We start from the raw sequence: 14,768 nt of genomic DNA, 5'->3' as shown, positions 1-14,768 counted from the left end.
CGCCGGGAGCACATCGCGCCATGCGGGGAGTGTGCCGGGGCGGGGCGCCGCGGGCCGCGCGCGACGAATCCCCGGCGGGCTGCCGCGCGGCGGGGCTTCCCCGTATAATCAATGGTTTGCAAATCCTCCATCTTGACCGACAGCGCCCTGCCACGCCGCCGGACGCCCTGCCCAGAACATGAAAGTCTCCGACATCCGCAGCAAGTTCCTGCAGTACTTCGAATCGAAGGGCCATACCGTGGTCCGCTCGTCCAGCCTGGTGCCGGGGAACGATCCGACGTTGCTGTTCACCAATTCCGGCATGGTGCAGTTCAAGGACGTGTTCCTGGGCACCGACAAGCGCCCCTACACCCGCGCGACCTCGTCGCAGCGTTCGGTGCGCGCCGGCGGCAAGCACAACGACCTGGAGAACGTGGGTTACACCGCGCGTCACCACACCTTCTTTGAAATGCTCGGCAACTTCTCGTTTGGCGATTATTTCAAGCGCGAGGCCATCCAGTACGCATGGGAGCTGCTGACCAAGGTCTACCAGCTGCCGGCCGAGAAGCTGTGGGTCACGGTGTACGCGGAAGACGACGAAGCCTACGACATCTGGGCCAAGGAAGTCGGCGTGCCGGCGGAGCGCATCGTGCGCATCGGCGACAACAAGGGCGCGCGCTATGCCTCGGACAACTTCTGGCAGATGGCGGACACCGGCCCCTGCGGCCCCTGCTCGGAAATCTTCTACGACCACGGCCCGGAAGTGTGGGGCGGCCCGCCGGGATCGCCGGAGGAAGACGGCGACCGCTACATCGAGATCTGGAACCTGGTGTTCATGCAGTTCAACCGGGACGAGCAAGGCAATATGCCGCGCCTGCCCAAGCCCTGCGTCGACACCGGCATGGGCCTGGAGCGTATCGCCGCGGTGCTGCAGCACGTGCACAGCAACTATGAGATCGACCTGTTCCAGGCGCTGATCAAGGGTGCCGCGCGCGAGACCCATACCGACAACCTCAACCAGAACTCGCTCAAAGTCATCGCCGACCACATCCGTGCCTGCGCCTTCCTGATCGTCGACGGCGTGATCCCCGGCAATGAAGGCCGCGGCTACGTGCTGCGCCGTATCATCCGCCGCGCCATCCGCCACGGCTACAAGCTGGGCCAGAAGACGCCGTTCTTCCACAAGCTGGTAGCCGACCTGGTGGCGCAGATGGGCGAAGCCTATCCGGAGCTGGCCGAGGCCGAATCGCGTGTGGTGGAAGTGCTCAAGGCCGAGGAAGAGCGCTTCTTCGAGACCATCGAGAACGGCATGTCCATCCTCGATGCCGCACTGGCCGATATCAAGCTCAAGGGTGGCAAGGTGCTCGACGGCGAACTCGCCTTCAAGCTGCACGATACCTTTGGCTTCCCGCTGGACCTGACGCAGGACGTGTGCCGCGAGCAGGAACTGACGGTGGACGAAGCCGCCTTCGACGCGGCCATGAACCGCCAGCGCGAGCAGGCCCGTGCGGCCGGCAAGTTCAAGATGGCGGCCGGCCTGGAGTACAAGGGCGACAAGACCACCTTCCACGGCTACGAGAAGCTGGGCGTGGACGGCGCGAAGATCACCGCGCTGTATGTGGATGGCGCCGCCGTGGACACCATGCAGCCCGGCCAGACCGGCGTGGTGGTGCTCGACAACACGCCGTTCTACGCCGAGTCCGGCGGCCAGGCCGGCGACCAGGGCGAACTGAAGAACGGCGATGCCGTCTTCACCGTGGCCGACACCACCAAGGTGCAGGCCGACGTGTTCGGCCACCAGGGCATCCTGGCGGGCGGCGCGCTCAAGGTGGGCGACAGCGTCACCGCGCAGGTCGATGCGCAGCGCCGCGCGCGCACCGTGCGCAACCACTCGGCCACCCACCTGATGCACAAGGCCTTGCGTGAAGTGCTGGGCAGCCACGTGCAGCAGAAGGGCTCGCTGGTCGATGCCGACAAGACCCGCTTCGACTTCTCGCACAATGCCGCGATGACCGACGAGCAGATCCGCCGCGTGGAGGAAATCGTCAACGCCGAGATCCTGCAGAACGCGGCCACCGGCGCCGAAGTCATGCCCTTCGACGACGCCGTCAAGAGCGGCGCCATGGCGCTGTTCGGCGAGAAGTACGCCGACGACGTGCGGGTGCTGTCGATCGGCAGCTCCAAGGAACTTTGCGGCGGCACCCACGTGACCCGCACCGGCGATATCGGCGTGTTCAAGATCGTGATGGAAGGCGGCGTGGCAGCGGGTATCCGCCGCGTCGAAGCCATCACCGGCGATAACGCGCTGCACTACCTGCAGGCGCTGGACGCCAAGCTGAACGAAGCCGCCGCCGCGCTCAAGGCGCAACCGTCCGAGCTGGTGCCGCGTATCGGCCAGGTGCAGGAACAGGTGCGCGCGCTGGAGAAGGAGCTGGAACGCCTCAAGAGCAAGCTGGCCGCCTCGCAGGGCGACGAGCTGGCGGCGCAGGCCATCGACGTCAAGGGCATCAAGGTGCTGGCAGCCCAGCTTGACGGCGCCGACGTCAAGACGCTGCGCGAGACCATGGACAAGCTCAAGGACAAGCTGGGCACCGCGGCCATCGTGCTGGGCGCCGTGGCCGACGGCAAGGTCAGCCTGATCGCCGGTGTTACCGCCGATGCCACTGGCAGGGTCAAGGCCGGCGAGCTGGTCAACTTTGTCGCGCAGCAGGTCGGCGGCAAGGGCGGCGGCCGTCCGGACATGGCGCAGGCCGGCGGCACGGAGCCGGCCAATCTGCCCAAGGCGCTGGCTGGCGTCGGCGAGTGGGTGGCGGCCAAGGTCTGAGGCAACGCCGAGGCTTGAAACGAAGCCGACTGGCTGGGCCAAAACCATCTGCCATGACGACGGCTGTCTCTCCCTCTCCCCTCAGGGGGAGAGGGAGCAAACCGGCAGGAGTCTGAATCCCCGCAGCATCGAAAAGGCGCCCCCGGCGCCTTTTTTTACGTCGACTCGCGGCTCAGCTTCCCCACGAGCGTCAGGATGTCGATCGGCAGCGGAAACACGATCGTCGAACTCTTGTCCCCCGCGATCTGCGTCAGCGTCTGCAGGTAGCGCAACTGCATTGCCTGCGGCTCCTTCGCCAGCATCTGCGCCGCCTCGAGCAGCTTCACCGAAGCCTGCAATTCCCCCTCCGCATGAATCACCTTGGCGCGCCGTTCGCGCTCGGCCTCGGCCTGGCGCGCGATGGCGCGGATCATGGATTCATTGAGGTCGACGTGCTTGATCTCCACGTTGGACACCTTGATACCCCAGCTATCGGTCTGGGCATCCAGCGCTTTCTGGATATCGATATTGAGCTGCTCGCGCTCCGCCAGCATCTCGTCGAGTTCGTGCTTGCCCAGCACCGAGCGCAGTGTCGTCTGCGCCAGCTGGCTGGTGGCTTCGAGGAAATTCGCTACCTGGATGATGGCCCGCTCCGGGTCGATCACGCGGAAGTACACCACCGCGTTCACCTTGACCGACACGTTGTCGCGCGAGATCACGTCCTGCGGCGGCACGTCCATCACCACCGTGCGCAAGTCCACACGCACCATCTGCTGCACCGCCGGGATCAGGATCACCAGCCCAGGCCCCTTGACTTTCCAGAAGCGCCCCAGCATGAACACCACGCCGCGCTCGTACTCGCGCAGCACGCGGATGGACGAAACGATCAGCAGGGCTATCAGGAAGACCAGACCGCCTGCGCTGAATCCGAATGCCATGATCAAGCTCCTTGGGTGGATGATTGAATCGGGGCCGCGTCCGTGGCCCGTACCTCGAGCAGCAGCCCGTGGCGCCCGATGACCAGCACGTGCTGGCCGCGCGCCAGCGGCATGGCGCTGTGCACCTGCCAGCGTTCGCCGCGCACTTCGGCCCAGCCATCGTCCCAGAGGTCTTCCAGCACCACGCCGGGCGTACCGATCAAGGCATCGCCGCCGTTGATCGAAGGCATGCGGCGCGCGCGCCAGAGCAGCGTCCAGACCGCGAACAGGAACAGCGCGCTGGCCAGGGCCAGGCTGCCGATCAGCCACAGCGGAATGCCGAAGCCGGGCACGTCGGTGTCGATCAGCATCACCGCACCGAAGATGAAGGCGATGATGCCGCCCACGCCCAGTGCTCCAAAGGTCGGCAGGTACAACTCGGCCACCATGCAGCCGATGCCCAGTGCAATCAGCCCCAGCCCCGCGTAACTGACCGGCAGCATATGCAGCGCGAACAGCGCCAGCAGCAGGCAGATCGCGCCGCCTACGCCGGGCACCACCATGCCCGGGGTGGAAAACTCGAAGATCAGGCCGTAGATGCCGGCCATCATCAGGATCAGCGCCACGCTGGGATCCGTGATGACCCCCAGGAAGTTGTCGCGCCAGTCCGGTTCCAGCACCTGCACCGGCGCCTGCGCGGTGCGCAGCACGCGCTCCGCACCGGCCGCCTGGATGCGGCGCCCATCCACGGCGCGCAGCAGGGCGGGCAGGTCGGGTGCGATCAGATCGGCAACATGCTGCGTCACGGCTTCATTCGCAGACAGGCTGACCGCCTCGCGGACCGCGCGCTCGCCCCACTCGGCATTGCGCCCGCGCAGTTGCGCCAGGCCGCGGATATAGGCCGAGGCGTCATGCATCTGCTTGCGCTCCATGACGTCTTGCGGCGGCGCGCTCGCGGGCGCCGAGGCCGGTGTGGTTTCCGGCTTTTGCGGCCCGCCGATGCCGATCTGCACCGGGCTGGCGGCGCCAAGATTGGTGCCCGGCGCCATCGCCGCGATATGGCTGGCATAGAGGATGTAGGTGCCGGCGCTGGCCGCGCGCGCGCCGCCTGGATAGACATAGCTTGCCACCGGTATCGGCGAGGCCAGGATGGCCTGGATGATCTCGCGCATCGACAGGTCCAGCCCGCCCGGCGTGTCCATCTCCAGCACGATCAACTGGGCGCCGGCCTCGCGCGCGCGCGTCATGCCGCGCAGGATGAAGCTGGCGCTGGCCGGGCCGACCGCGCCTTTCAGGGCGATCACGACGACGGGCGCCGTGGCATTGGCGATGCTGGCTGCCGTGGGGGCGGTCGTGGACGCCGGCTCAGGGGCGCTTGCCTGCGCGTTGGCTGGCGTGGCGGGCGTGGCCACGGCCGCGGCAACGGCTAGCAAGAGGCCGGCGGCAAGCCATCGAAAGAGCATCTGGGCATGCTTCATGGCAGTGACGCCGGCACGAGGGGTGCAAACGCGGCGCCACTTCCAGTGTAGGCGACCGGGCACATCTTGCCGGTGTGCGCCAGCCGCGTTGCGTGGCGAATGGACTCAGGCCGCCGCGGCGAGGCCAGGCTGCGACGCGCGGAACGTGTCGGCCAGCGCACCCAGCGCGGTGCTGGCCATGGCCGGATGCCAGGCCAGCAGTGTGCAGACCTGGCCGGCCGGGCCGAGGCCGTGGATGCTGATCTTGGGCAGGTCGCGGTACAGGCCAAGTACCGAGCGCGGCACAATGGCCACGCCAATGCCAGCGGCGGCGCAGGCAATGATGGCGTGGTAGGAGCCGAGCTCCAGCACCCGGCGCGGCAGGCTGTCGCTGGCGCCAAACCAGGCTTCCAGCCGCGCGCGGTAGTTGCAGCCGGATTCGAAGGCCAGCATGGTGCGGGTTTCCAGGTCGGCGGCGCTGTGGATGGGCGCGTGGCGCTCGCGCGCGACCAGGACCAGTTCCTCCTGGTACGCGGGCAGCCACGCCAGCGCGGGGTCATCCAGGGGCTCGGCCACAAAGGCGCAGTCCACCTCGAAGCGCGCCAGCGCCTGCATGGCCTGGCGCGTGGTGCAGGTCACCAGTTCGAGCTGCACATCCGGCCAGGCCTGGTGATAGGCAGCCAGCACGGCGGGCAGGCGGCTGGCCGCCGTGCTTTCCATCGAGGCGATGCGCAGGCGGCCTTGCGGCTTGGCTGGCAGTACAGCCTGGCGCGCTTCTTCGGCCAGGTCCAGCACGCGCCGGGCGTAGTCGAACAAGGTTTTTCCGGCGGGCGTCAGCACCATGCGCTTGCCGTCGCGCAGGAACAGCTCGACGCCGAGCGAGCTTTCCAGTTGCCGGATGCGGGTGGTGACGTTGGATTGCACGCGGTGCAGGCGGGCGGCGGCGCGCGTGACGCCGCCTTCCTCGACCACGGCGCGGAAGATCTCCAGGGAGGCCAGGTCCATTGCGATCTCCATTGACAGGTAGGCGGAAGCGGGTGGTGACGGGTGGTAGCGGCTGGTTGCCGCATACGCAGCGGAATCATCTTGAATGAAGATGATTGTGTTCTCAATTATTCATTTTTTGGTTTGCCGATCCGAGCGTAGCATGCTGCCATGAACTCGACACTCTCCATCGCCCGCCACCGGGCGCGCGCGTAGATGAGCAGCGCCGACCGTCAGCTTGTCAGCGCCATTGCGCCGGTTAGTACGCAGCCCGGAGTCTGGGCCGTGGCGCTGGCGGGCCTGGCGGCGCTGGGCGTGGCAATGGGCATCGGCCGCTTCGCCTTTACGCCGCTACTGCCCATGATGCTGCACGACGGCAGCGTCACGCTGGGAGAGGGCGGCTGGCTCGCCACGCTGAACTACCTGGGATACTTCGCCGGCGCCGCGGCCTGCCTGTTCATCCGTCCCGATCCGGCGCGCATGGTCCGCTGCGGGCTGGTTGCCACTGTGCTGCTGACGCTCGGCATGGCCGCCCCCGGCGGCATGGCGGCCTGGGGGCTGTGGCGCGCCGCGGCCGGCGTGGCCAGCGCGCTGGTCATGGTCTACGGCTCGGCCTGGTGCATGCACCGGCTGGCCGAACTGGGCAGGGCACCGCTGGGCGGCGTGATCTTTTGCGGGCCGGGGATCGGTATTGTCTTTACTGGTGTCTCGGCCTTCGCCATGGTGAGTGCCGGCTGGCGAGCCAGCTGGGGCTGGCTGGCCTTCAGCGTGCTCGCGGTGCTGCTGGTTGGTGCGACCTGGCACATCTTCACGCCGGCGCCGCGCGGCGCGCACGCCGGCGGACCGGCCGCGCTGGCGCCACCGGCGCCGCGGCTGAACCGCGAGACCTGGCTGCTCACGCTGGCCTATGGCCTGGCCGGATTCGGCTACATCATTACCGCCACCTTCCTGCCTGTGATCGCGCGCCAGGCCATGCCGGGCTCGCTATGGGCCGACCTGTTCTGGCCCATCTTCGGCGTGGGCGTGATCATCGGCGCCTTCGTGGCCTCGCGCGTCAGCACGGAGCGCGACAATCGCCGGCTGCTGGCCTTTACCTATGCCATGCAGGCGATCGGCGTGGCCATCGCGGTGGTCTGGCCGACGGTGGCCGGCTTCGCGCTCAGCAGCATGCTGGCGGGGCTGCCTTTCAACGCGCTGGTGTCGTTCGCCATGCGCGAGGCACGGCGGCTGTGGGGCGCGCAGGCGCAGCGCCTGATGGGCCTGATGACCGCCAGCTATGGCCTCGGCCAGATCGTCGGGCCGCCGCTGGCCACGGCCCTGGTGGCGCGCAGCGGCGGCTTCGCGGCTTCGCTGTGCTGCGCGGTCGCGGCCCTGCTGCTGGGGGGCGCGATCTTCGCCTGGATGAGCCGGACGGAGTCCACCCCGGCCGCGGCGTGAGGGCGGGGCCGGGCCGTTGCGGGACGCCCTGACGCCGCACCTGGCTTGCGCTACAGTATCGCCTTCGCCGTCCACGGTGCCGGTTGGCAGAACCGGCGCGCGGGGCGGCGCAGGAGACCGTCCATGTCCTTTGCCTTGCAGCCCGCCCGTGCCGCGGGCGCCACCCAGCCCGCCACGCAGGCCGAACTGCGCATGCGCGCCGACCTGGCCGCGGCTTACCGCCTGTGCGCCCTGCAGGGCTGGGATGACCTGATCTACACGCATATCTCGGCCACCGTGCCTGGCGAGCCCGGTCACTTCCTGATCAATCCCTTCGGTTTTGCCTTCGATGAGATCCGCGCTAGCGACCTGGTCAAGATCAACGGGCGTGGCGAGGTGGTGGGCGAAAGCGCGCATCCCGTCAATGTCACCGGCTTCGCGCTGCACGGCGCGGTGCATGCCGCGCGCCCGGATGCGGTGTGCGTGATGCACCTGCACAACAGCGCCGGCGTGTCGGTATCGGCCCAGGCCTGCGGCCTGCTGGCGCTGTCGCAACATGCCATGCGTTTCTATGGCCGCCTGGCTTGCCACGACTACGAGGGGCTGGCTTTCACGCCCGCCGAGGGCGCGCGGCTGACCGCTTCGCTGGGCCAGCATCCCGCCATGCTGCTGCGCAACCACGGCACGCTGACGGTGGGCCGGACCGTGGCCGAGGCTTATGTGCTGATGGCGACCCTCATCAAGGCGTGCGAGATCCAGCTGGGCGCGCAGGCCGGCGGACAGGTCGTGCAGCCGCCGCACGCGCTGGCGCAACGGGCTTCCGAGCAGCTTCACGACGACGGCGCCGTCGAAGGCGCGCTGGAATGGCCATCGTTGTTGCGCAAACTGGATAGAATCGATGGTTCGTACCGCGATTGACGGACCCGGGCCCGTCGGTCGGGATGCGCGTCCACCCCGCATCCCCAGGCCCGGCAATATAACCAGACAACAGGAATCAAACCATGCCGACTTACCATGTAGAACTCTTCGAAGGCCGCACCATCGAGCAAAAGCGCAAGCTGGTCGAGGAAGTCACCCGCGTTACCTGCGAAACGCTCGGCTGCTCGGCCTCGGCCGTGGATATCATCATTACCGACATCAAGCGCGAGAACTGGGCCACCGGCGGGGAACTGTGGGCTGACAAGAAATAAGCCACGCCAGGCCACGGCAAGCCAGACCGGAGCCAGCTTCAAACCAGCCAGCCGCCAGGCCAAAGGCCACAAGCCCCAACGCCAGCGGCTCGCGCCTCGCCACCCGCCACGGATTTCCCCATGCAGCATTTCGCCTCCGACAACTACGCCGGCTTCTGTCCGGAATCGCTCAAGTATTTCCTCGAAGCCAACGGCAGCGGCCACGAACAGGCCTACGGCGACGATTCGTGGACGCAGAAAGTCTGCGACCGCATCCGCGATCTGTTCCAGACCGACTGCGAGGTGTTCTTCGTCTTCAACGGCACAGCGGCGAATTCGCTGGCGTTGTCGGCGCTGTGCCAGTCGTACCATTCAGTGATTTGCCATGAGCTGGCGCACATCGAGACCGACGAGTGCGGCGGTCCGGAGTTTTTCTCCAACGGCTCCAAGCTGCTGACCGCGCCGGGCGCCAACGGCAAGCTCACGCCTGACGCGATCGAAGCGTTGGTGACGCGCCGCTCCGATATCCACTATCCCAAGCCCAAGGTGGTGTCGCTGACGCAGTCGACCGAGGTTGGCACGGTGTACACGGTGGAGGAGATTCGCGCCATCGCCGCCATCGCCAAGCGTCGCCAGTTGCGCGTGCACATGGATGGCGCTCGCTTTGCCAACGCCGTGGCTTCGCTCGGGGTGCATCCGTCGGAGATCACCTGGCGCGCGGGTGTCGACGTGCTGTGCTTCGGCGGCACCAAGAACGGCCTGCCGGTGGGCGAGGCGGTGGTCTTCTTCGACCGCAAGCTGGCCGAGGATTTCGCCTACCGCGTCAAGCAGGCCGGGCAGCTGGCCTCCAAGATGCGCTTTATCTCGGCGCCGTGGCTGGGCTTGCTGGAGAACGACGTGTGGCTGGGCAACGCCCGCCACGCCAACGCCATGGCGCAGTTGCTGCACCAGCGTATCGCCGGCATTCCCGGCGTGCGCATCATGTTCCCGACCGAGTCCAACGCGGTCTTTGCCGAGTTGCCGATTCCCGCGATCGAGGCCCTGCGTGCCAAGGGCTGGCGCTTCTACACCTTTATCGGTGCCGGCGGCTGCCGCTTCATGTGCGCGTGGGATCTGCAGCCGGAGACCGTCGAGGCGCTGGCGGCCGATATGCGCATTGCCTGCGGCGCCTGAACGCGCCCACCATAACAAGACCACATAAAGGAAGGAGCCCCCGCATGTCCGTCTACCGATACTGTCCGCAATGCGGCTCGCCGCTGGAATTGCTGCCGCACTCCGGCCGCGAGCGCGATGCCTGCATTCAGCCAGAGTGCGGCTTTGTCCACTGGAACAATCCGCTGCCGGTGCTTGCCGCAGTGGTGGAATACGAAGGCAAGCTGCTGCTGGCGCGCAACGCCGCCTGGCCGGAGAAAATGTTTGCGCTGGTGACCGGTTTCCTGGAACGTGACGAAACGCCGGAGCAGGGCGTGGCGCGCGAGCTGAAGGAGGAAACCAACCTCGACGCGCAATCGGTATCGCTGATCGGCGTCTACGAGTTCATGCGCAAGAACGAGCTGATCATTGCCTACCATGTGCAGGCGAGCGGCGAGATCGCGCTGTCGGAGGAGCTGGCCGACTACAAGCTGGTGGCGCCCGAGGACATGCGGATCTGGTCGGCGGGCACGGGCTTCGCGGTGGCGGACTGGCTGGCCTCGCGCGGGCATCCGGTGCGTTTCTTCGATCGCCAGACCGGCGAGGACATTCCCGATCCGCGCCGGCGCGATGGCTTGGGAGTGCCGGGCATTTCGCTACAATACCGGTCATAGACATCGATAGAGGCAGGCATGGCTGCCGTGGCCACGACGGTCATGACAGGCCCTGAAAGCCCTGAACCAAGGAAGAGAGGAATGGAGTTCCAGAAAGAAGTGGATGCGCGGGGGCTGAACTGCCCGCTGCCGATCCTGCGTACCAAGAAGGCGCTGGCCGACATGGCCAGCGGCGACGTGCTCAAGGTGCTTGCCACCGACCCCGGCGCCACGCGCGATTTCCAGGCTTTTGCCAAGCAGACCGGCAACGAACTGCTGTCGCATCAGGAAGTCGACAAGGTGTTTGTGTTCTACATGCGCAGGCGCTAAATCCGGTTCAGTGCCGTCGCCATGAAAAAAGCCGCGTTTTCGCGGCTTTTTTCATGGCGACAAGGATGGCCGCGCTTCAGATGTTGTCGGTGCGCGCGCGCAGGTAGGCGCCGAACTCGTCCATGACTTCCGGGTGCTTGAGTGCAAACTCCACGGTAGCCTTCAGGTAGCCCAGCTTGCTGCCGCAATCGTAGCGAACGCCGTTGTAGCGGTAAGCCAGCACCTGCTCCTGGCTGAGCAGGGACTGGATCGCATCGGTGAGCTGGAACTCGCCACCGGCGCCCGGCTTGAGATTGCGGATATGGTCGAAGATGCGCGGCGTGAGGATGTAGCGGCCCACCACGCCCAGGTTGGACGGTGCGTTCTCGGGCGCGGGCTTCTCGACGATGTCGGATACCTTGATCACGCCTTCGTCCCATTCGCGGCCGGCGACCACGCCATAGGAGCGGCTCTGCTCCGGCGCGATCTCTTCCACGCCCAGCACCGAGCAGTTGTAGTGGCCGTACAGGTCCACCATCTGCTTCATCACCGGGGGCTCGCCATCCAGCAAGTCATCGGCCAGCATCACGGCGAACGGTGCGTCGCCCACCAGCTTTTCCGCGCACAGCACGGCGTGGCCAAGGCCGAGGGCCTCGGGCTGGCGCACGTAGAAAAACTCCACGTGCGACGGCTTGATCGAGCGCACCAGGGTGAGCAGGGCCTGCTTGTTCTTGGCCTCCAGTTCCGCCTCGAGCTCGTAGGCCTTGTCGAAATGATCCTCAATGGCGCGCTTGGAGCGGCCGGTCACGAAGATCATCTCGGTGATGCCAGCGGCCATGGCTTCTTCCACGGCGTACTGAATCAGCGGCTTGTCGACCACGGGCAGCATTTCCTTCGGGCTCGCCTTGGTAGCCGGCAAAAAACGAGTGCCGAGACCGGCTACCGGGAAGACAGCCTTGGTGACACGGGTTTCCATATCAGGTTTCCTTATCATTTCGGTGTACATAGCCCTGCTGGTGACGCAAAGCTCATGCCGGCAATCGCTGTATTTGATCCTGCAGCTTGACCAGCGTCTGTTCGAAATCCGACAGACGCTGGGTTTCTTGCGCGACAACGGCGGGAGGTGCCTTGGCGACGAAGCTCTCATTGGAGAGCTTGCCGCGGCATTTCCCGATTTCGGCGCTGATGCGCTCTATTTCCTTGGCCAGCCGCACGCGTTCCGCGGCCGCGTCGATTTCGATCTTCAGCAGCAGGTGGTTGCCGCCGACGATAGCCACCGGAGCGCCCGCACCTTCGGCCATCAGGGCATTCTGGTCTTCGAATACCTTGACCTCGGAGAGTTTCGCCAGCGCTTGCACATAGGCCTGGGCCGACGTCAGGAAGGCGCTGTCGCCCTCGGCGTACAGCGGAATGCGCTGCGCCGGCGAGATATTCATCTCGCCGCGCAGGTTGCGGCAGGCATCGACCACGGCCTTGAGCTGCGCGGTCCATTGCTCGGCGGCTTCGTCGATCTTGGCCATGGCCGGCAGCGGGTAGGCTTGCAGCGCCAGCGTCTCGCTGCCGTCGCCCTTGGCACGGCCGGCAAGCGGCGCCACCTTCTGCCACAGCTCTTCGGTGATGAAGGGGATGATCGGGTGGGCCAGGCGCAGCACCGTTTCCAGCACGCGCAACAGCGTGCGGCGGGTGGCGCGCTGCTGCGCGGGCGTGCCGTTCTGGATCTGTACCTTGGCCAGTTCCAGGTACCAGTCGCAGTATTCGTCCCAGACGAATTTGTAGATGGCGCTGGCGATGTTGTCGAAGCGGTACTCGGCGAAGCCTTTCTCCACCTCGGCCTCGACACGCTGCAGCAGCGACACGATCCAGCGGTCCGGCTGCGAGAAGTGCAGGTAGCCGTCGGGGCCGCAGTCATGGCTGCACGGACCCATGCCGCAGTCGTGCCCTTCGGTGTTCATCAGCACGAAGCGCGTGGCGTTCCACAGCTTGTTGCAGAAGTTGCGATAGCCTTCGCAGCGGCCGGTGTCGAAGTTGACATTGCGGCCCAGCGTGGCCAGCGAGGCAAAGGTGAAGCGCAGTGCATCCGCACCAAAGGCGGGAATGCCTTCGGGGAATTCCTTCTTGGTCTTCTTCTCGATCTTGGGCGCGTCCTTGGGACGGCGCAGGCCGGTGGTGCGCTTCTTGACCAGGGTGTCGAGGTCGATGCCGTCGATCAGGTCGACCGGGTCCAGGGTATTGCCCTCGGACTTGCTCATCTTCTTGCCTTCGAAATCCCGCACCAGGCCGTGCACATACACGGTGTGGAACGGCACCTTGCCGGTGAAGTGCTTGGTCATCATGACCATGCGCGCCACCCAGAAGAAGATGATGTCGTAGCCGGTAACAAGTGCCGACGAAGGCAGAAAATGCTGCAACTCCGGCGTCTCGGCAGGCCAGCCGAGCGAGGAGAAAGGCACCAGGGCCGACGAGAACCAGGTGTCGAGCACATCATCCTCGCGGCGTAGCGGGCCGGTGCTGCCGGCCGCGCGCGCCTGGGCCTGCGCGTCTTCCTCGGTGCGGGCGACGAAGCACTTGCCGGACTCGTCGTACCAGGCCGGGATCTGGTGGCCCCACCACAGCTGGCGCGAGATGCACCAGTCCTGGATGTTCTCCAGCCACTGGTTGTAGGTGCTGTTCCAGTTTTCCGGGATCAGCTTGATCTCGCCGCTCTGCACGGCATCCAGCGCGACTTCGGCAATCGAGCGGCCCGGATTGAAGGTGCCTTCCGGCGCCGGCTTGCTCATGGCAACGAACCACTGGTCGGTCAGCATCGGCTCGATGGCGCTGCCGGTGCGCTCGCTGCGCGGCGTCATCAGCTTGTGCTTCTTGACCTCGGCCAGCAGGCCTTGCGCCTCGAGGTCGGCGACGATGCGGGTGCGCGCCTCGAAGCGGTCCAGGCCAGCGTAGGCAGCGGGCGCATCGGCGACGATCTTTGCGTCCAGCGTCAGGATCGACAACTGCGGCAGCTTGTGGCGCTGGCCCACGGCATAGTCGTTGAAATCGTGGGCGGGCGTTACCTTGACCACGCCGGTGCCGAATTCGCGGTCGACGTAATCGTCGGCGATCACCGGGATATCGCGGCCGGTCAGCGGCAGGCGCACCGATTTGCCGATCAGGTGGGCGTAGCGTTCGTCTTCCGGGTGCACCATCACCGCCACGTCGCCGAGCATGGTCTCCGGACGGGTGGTGGCCACGGTCAGGTGGGTCAGGCCGTGCACGGTATCGGGCTCGGCCAGCGGATAGCGGATGTGCCACATCGAGCCTTCTTCCTCGACGTTCTCCACTTCCAGGTCGGACACCGCGGTGCCCAGCACCGGATCCCAGTTGACCAGGCGCTTGCCGCGGTAGATCAGGCCCTGCTCATACAGGCGCACGAACACTTCCGTCACCGCCTTGGACATCTCCGGCGACATGGTGAAGTACTCGCGGCTCCAGTCGATCGAGGCGCCCATGCGGCGGACCTGGCGCGTGATGGTCGAGCCGGACTCTTCCTTCCAGGCCCATACCTTCTCGATGAATTTCTCGCGGCCAAGATCATGGCGCGACACACCCTGCGCTTCCAACTGGCGTTCCACCACGATCTGGGTGGCGATGCCGGCGTGGTCCGTGCCGGGCACCCACAGCGTGTTGGCGCCGGTCATGCGGGCGTGGCGGGCCAGCCCGTCCATGATGGTCTGGTTGAAGGCATGGCCCATGTGCAGCGTGCCGGTCACATTCGGCGGCGGCAACTGGATGCAGAAGTCCGGGCGGTCCGGATCTAGGGTCGGCTTCGCGATGCCGCGCTTCTCCCACTCTGGGCCCCACTTGGCCTCAATGGCGGCGGGTTCGAAGCTCTTGGCAAGGGACTGGTCTTGGGCGGTCATGCTCGGATGTCGATGATTACGTCGGATTCTGCGGGCCAGGCGGGCAAGGGCAAC

General features: G+C 66.3%; 12 protein-coding genes. 7 read left to right on the top strand and 5 right to left on the bottom strand.

All coding sequences use genetic code 11. The annotated features are described in order from the left end of the window. Nucleotides 1-178: 178 nt before the first annotated feature. Nucleotides 179-2,803 carry an alanine--tRNA ligase gene (gene alaS, locus AC1DS6_RS06560; RefSeq protein WP_477102301.1) on the top strand — a complete coding sequence of 875 codons (2,625 nt, stop codon included), beginning with the start codon at nucleotides 179-181 and terminating at the stop codon, nucleotides 2,801-2,803. A gap of 155 nt (nucleotides 2,804-2,958) precedes the next feature. On the opposite strand, the gene AC1DS6_RS06555 is transcribed toward alaS, so the two are convergent. From AC1DS6_RS06555 to AC1DS6_RS06545, 3 genes are all read right to left on the bottom strand, one after another. After that, entirely contained in the window at nucleotides 2,959-3,720 is a 762-nt protein-coding gene (locus AC1DS6_RS06555) for a slipin family protein (RefSeq protein WP_035866496.1), read from the bottom strand. A gap of 2 nt (nucleotides 3,721-3,722) precedes the next feature. Further along, the gene (locus tag AC1DS6_RS06550) at nucleotides 3,723-5,177 is read right to left on the bottom strand and encodes an NfeD family protein (protein ID WP_477102300.1); all 1,455 of its coding nucleotides are present in this window, start codon (nucleotides 5,175-5,177) and stop codon (nucleotides 3,723-3,725) included. 105 nt (nucleotides 5,178-5,282) lie between these two features. Then, nucleotides 5,283-6,161, bottom strand: a complete 879-nt coding sequence (locus AC1DS6_RS06545) for a LysR family transcriptional regulator (RefSeq protein WP_477102299.1) — start codon at nucleotides 6,159-6,161, stop codon at nucleotides 5,283-5,285. A 195-nt stretch (nucleotides 6,162-6,356) separates the two neighbouring features. Between AC1DS6_RS06545 and AC1DS6_RS06540 the strand changes: the two genes are divergently transcribed. The 6 genes from AC1DS6_RS06540 (at nucleotide 6,357) to AC1DS6_RS06515 (ending at nucleotide 10,839) form a co-directional block, all read left to right on the top strand. Continuing rightward, the gene (locus AC1DS6_RS06540) at nucleotides 6,357-7,577 is read left to right on the top strand and encodes a YbfB/YjiJ family MFS transporter (RefSeq protein WP_477102298.1); all 1,221 of its coding nucleotides are present in this window, start codon (nucleotides 6,357-6,359) and stop codon (nucleotides 7,575-7,577) included. Nucleotides 7,578-7,700: 123 nt separating this feature from the next. Further along, a complete protein-coding gene (locus AC1DS6_RS06535) occupies nucleotides 7,701-8,474 on the top strand; it encodes a class II aldolase/adducin family protein (protein ID WP_477102297.1) in 774 nt (257 codons plus the stop codon). 83 nt (nucleotides 8,475-8,557) lie between these two features. Continuing rightward, the gene (locus AC1DS6_RS06530) at nucleotides 8,558-8,746 is read left to right on the top strand and encodes a 4-oxalocrotonate tautomerase (RefSeq protein ID WP_035866483.1); all 189 of its coding nucleotides are present in this window, start codon (nucleotides 8,558-8,560) and stop codon (nucleotides 8,744-8,746) included. 120 nt (nucleotides 8,747-8,866) lie between these two features. Beyond that, nucleotides 8,867-9,898, top strand: a complete 1,032-nt coding sequence (locus tag AC1DS6_RS06525; protein ID WP_441631592.1) for a threonine aldolase family protein — start codon at nucleotides 8,867-8,869, stop codon at nucleotides 9,896-9,898. A gap of 44 nt (nucleotides 9,899-9,942) precedes the next feature. Further along, nucleotides 9,943-10,530, top strand: coding sequence for an NUDIX hydrolase (locus tag AC1DS6_RS06520; protein WP_045236076.1), 588 nt, complete (start codon nucleotides 9,943-9,945; stop codon nucleotides 10,528-10,530). A gap of 81 nt (nucleotides 10,531-10,611) precedes the next feature. Continuing rightward, nucleotides 10,612-10,839: a sulfurtransferase TusA family protein gene (locus AC1DS6_RS06515; protein WP_011297045.1), complete on the top strand. Its 228-nt coding sequence runs from the start codon at nucleotides 10,612-10,614 to the stop codon at nucleotides 10,837-10,839. A gap of 76 nt (nucleotides 10,840-10,915) precedes the next feature. Here AC1DS6_RS06515 and galU read toward each other — a convergent pair whose 3' ends face one another. Then, nucleotides 10,916-11,794, bottom strand: coding sequence for a UTP--glucose-1-phosphate uridylyltransferase GalU (galU, locus tag AC1DS6_RS06510; protein WP_441631587.1), 879 nt, complete (start codon nucleotides 11,792-11,794; stop codon nucleotides 10,916-10,918). A gap of 52 nt (nucleotides 11,795-11,846) precedes the next feature. After that, nucleotides 11,847-14,714 carry a valine--tRNA ligase gene (locus tag AC1DS6_RS06505; RefSeq protein WP_477102296.1) on the bottom strand — a complete coding sequence of 956 codons (2,868 nt, stop codon included), beginning with the start codon at nucleotides 14,712-14,714 and terminating at the stop codon, nucleotides 11,847-11,849. Nucleotides 14,715-14,768 lie beyond the last annotated feature (54 nt).

Source organism: Cupriavidus sp. 05L310 (assembly GCF_056398185.1).
The sequence above is the reverse complement of the archived record's forward strand: the minus strand, read 5'-3'. Positions and strand labels throughout refer to the sequence as shown.

What these genes read in the sequence shown, in the direction of transcription:
- alaS (WP_477102301.1), top strand. Translation starts at nt 179, where the DNA reads ATGAAAGTCTCCGACATCCGCAGCAAGTTCCTGCAGTACTTCGAATCG.
- AC1DS6_RS06555 (WP_035866496.1), bottom strand. Translation starts at nt 3,720, where the DNA reads ATGGCATTCGGATTCAGCGCAGGCGGTCTGGTCTTCCTGATAGCCCTG.
- AC1DS6_RS06550 (WP_477102300.1), bottom strand. Translation starts at nt 5,177, where the DNA reads ATGAAGCATGCCCAGATGCTCTTTCGATGGCTTGCCGCCGGCCTCTTG.
- AC1DS6_RS06545 (WP_477102299.1), bottom strand. Translation starts at nt 6,161, where the DNA reads ATGGACCTGGCCTCCCTGGAGATCTTCCGCGCCGTGGTCGAGGAAGGC.
- AC1DS6_RS06540 (WP_477102298.1), top strand. Translation starts at nt 6,357, where the DNA reads ATGAGCAGCGCCGACCGTCAGCTTGTCAGCGCCATTGCGCCGGTTAGT.
- AC1DS6_RS06535 (WP_477102297.1), top strand. Translation starts at nt 7,701, where the DNA reads ATGTCCTTTGCCTTGCAGCCCGCCCGTGCCGCGGGCGCCACCCAGCCC.
- AC1DS6_RS06530 (WP_035866483.1), top strand. Translation starts at nt 8,558, where the DNA reads ATGCCGACTTACCATGTAGAACTCTTCGAAGGCCGCACCATCGAGCAA.
- AC1DS6_RS06525 (WP_441631592.1), top strand. Translation starts at nt 8,867, where the DNA reads ATGCAGCATTTCGCCTCCGACAACTACGCCGGCTTCTGTCCGGAATCG.
- AC1DS6_RS06520 (WP_045236076.1), top strand. Translation starts at nt 9,943, where the DNA reads ATGTCCGTCTACCGATACTGTCCGCAATGCGGCTCGCCGCTGGAATTG.
- AC1DS6_RS06515 (WP_011297045.1), top strand. Translation starts at nt 10,612, where the DNA reads ATGGAGTTCCAGAAAGAAGTGGATGCGCGGGGGCTGAACTGCCCGCTG.
- galU (WP_441631587.1), bottom strand. Translation starts at nt 11,794, where the DNA reads ATGGAAACCCGTGTCACCAAGGCTGTCTTCCCGGTAGCCGGTCTCGGC.
- AC1DS6_RS06505 (WP_477102296.1), bottom strand. Translation starts at nt 14,714, where the DNA reads ATGACCGCCCAAGACCAGTCCCTTGCCAAGAGCTTCGAACCCGCCGCC.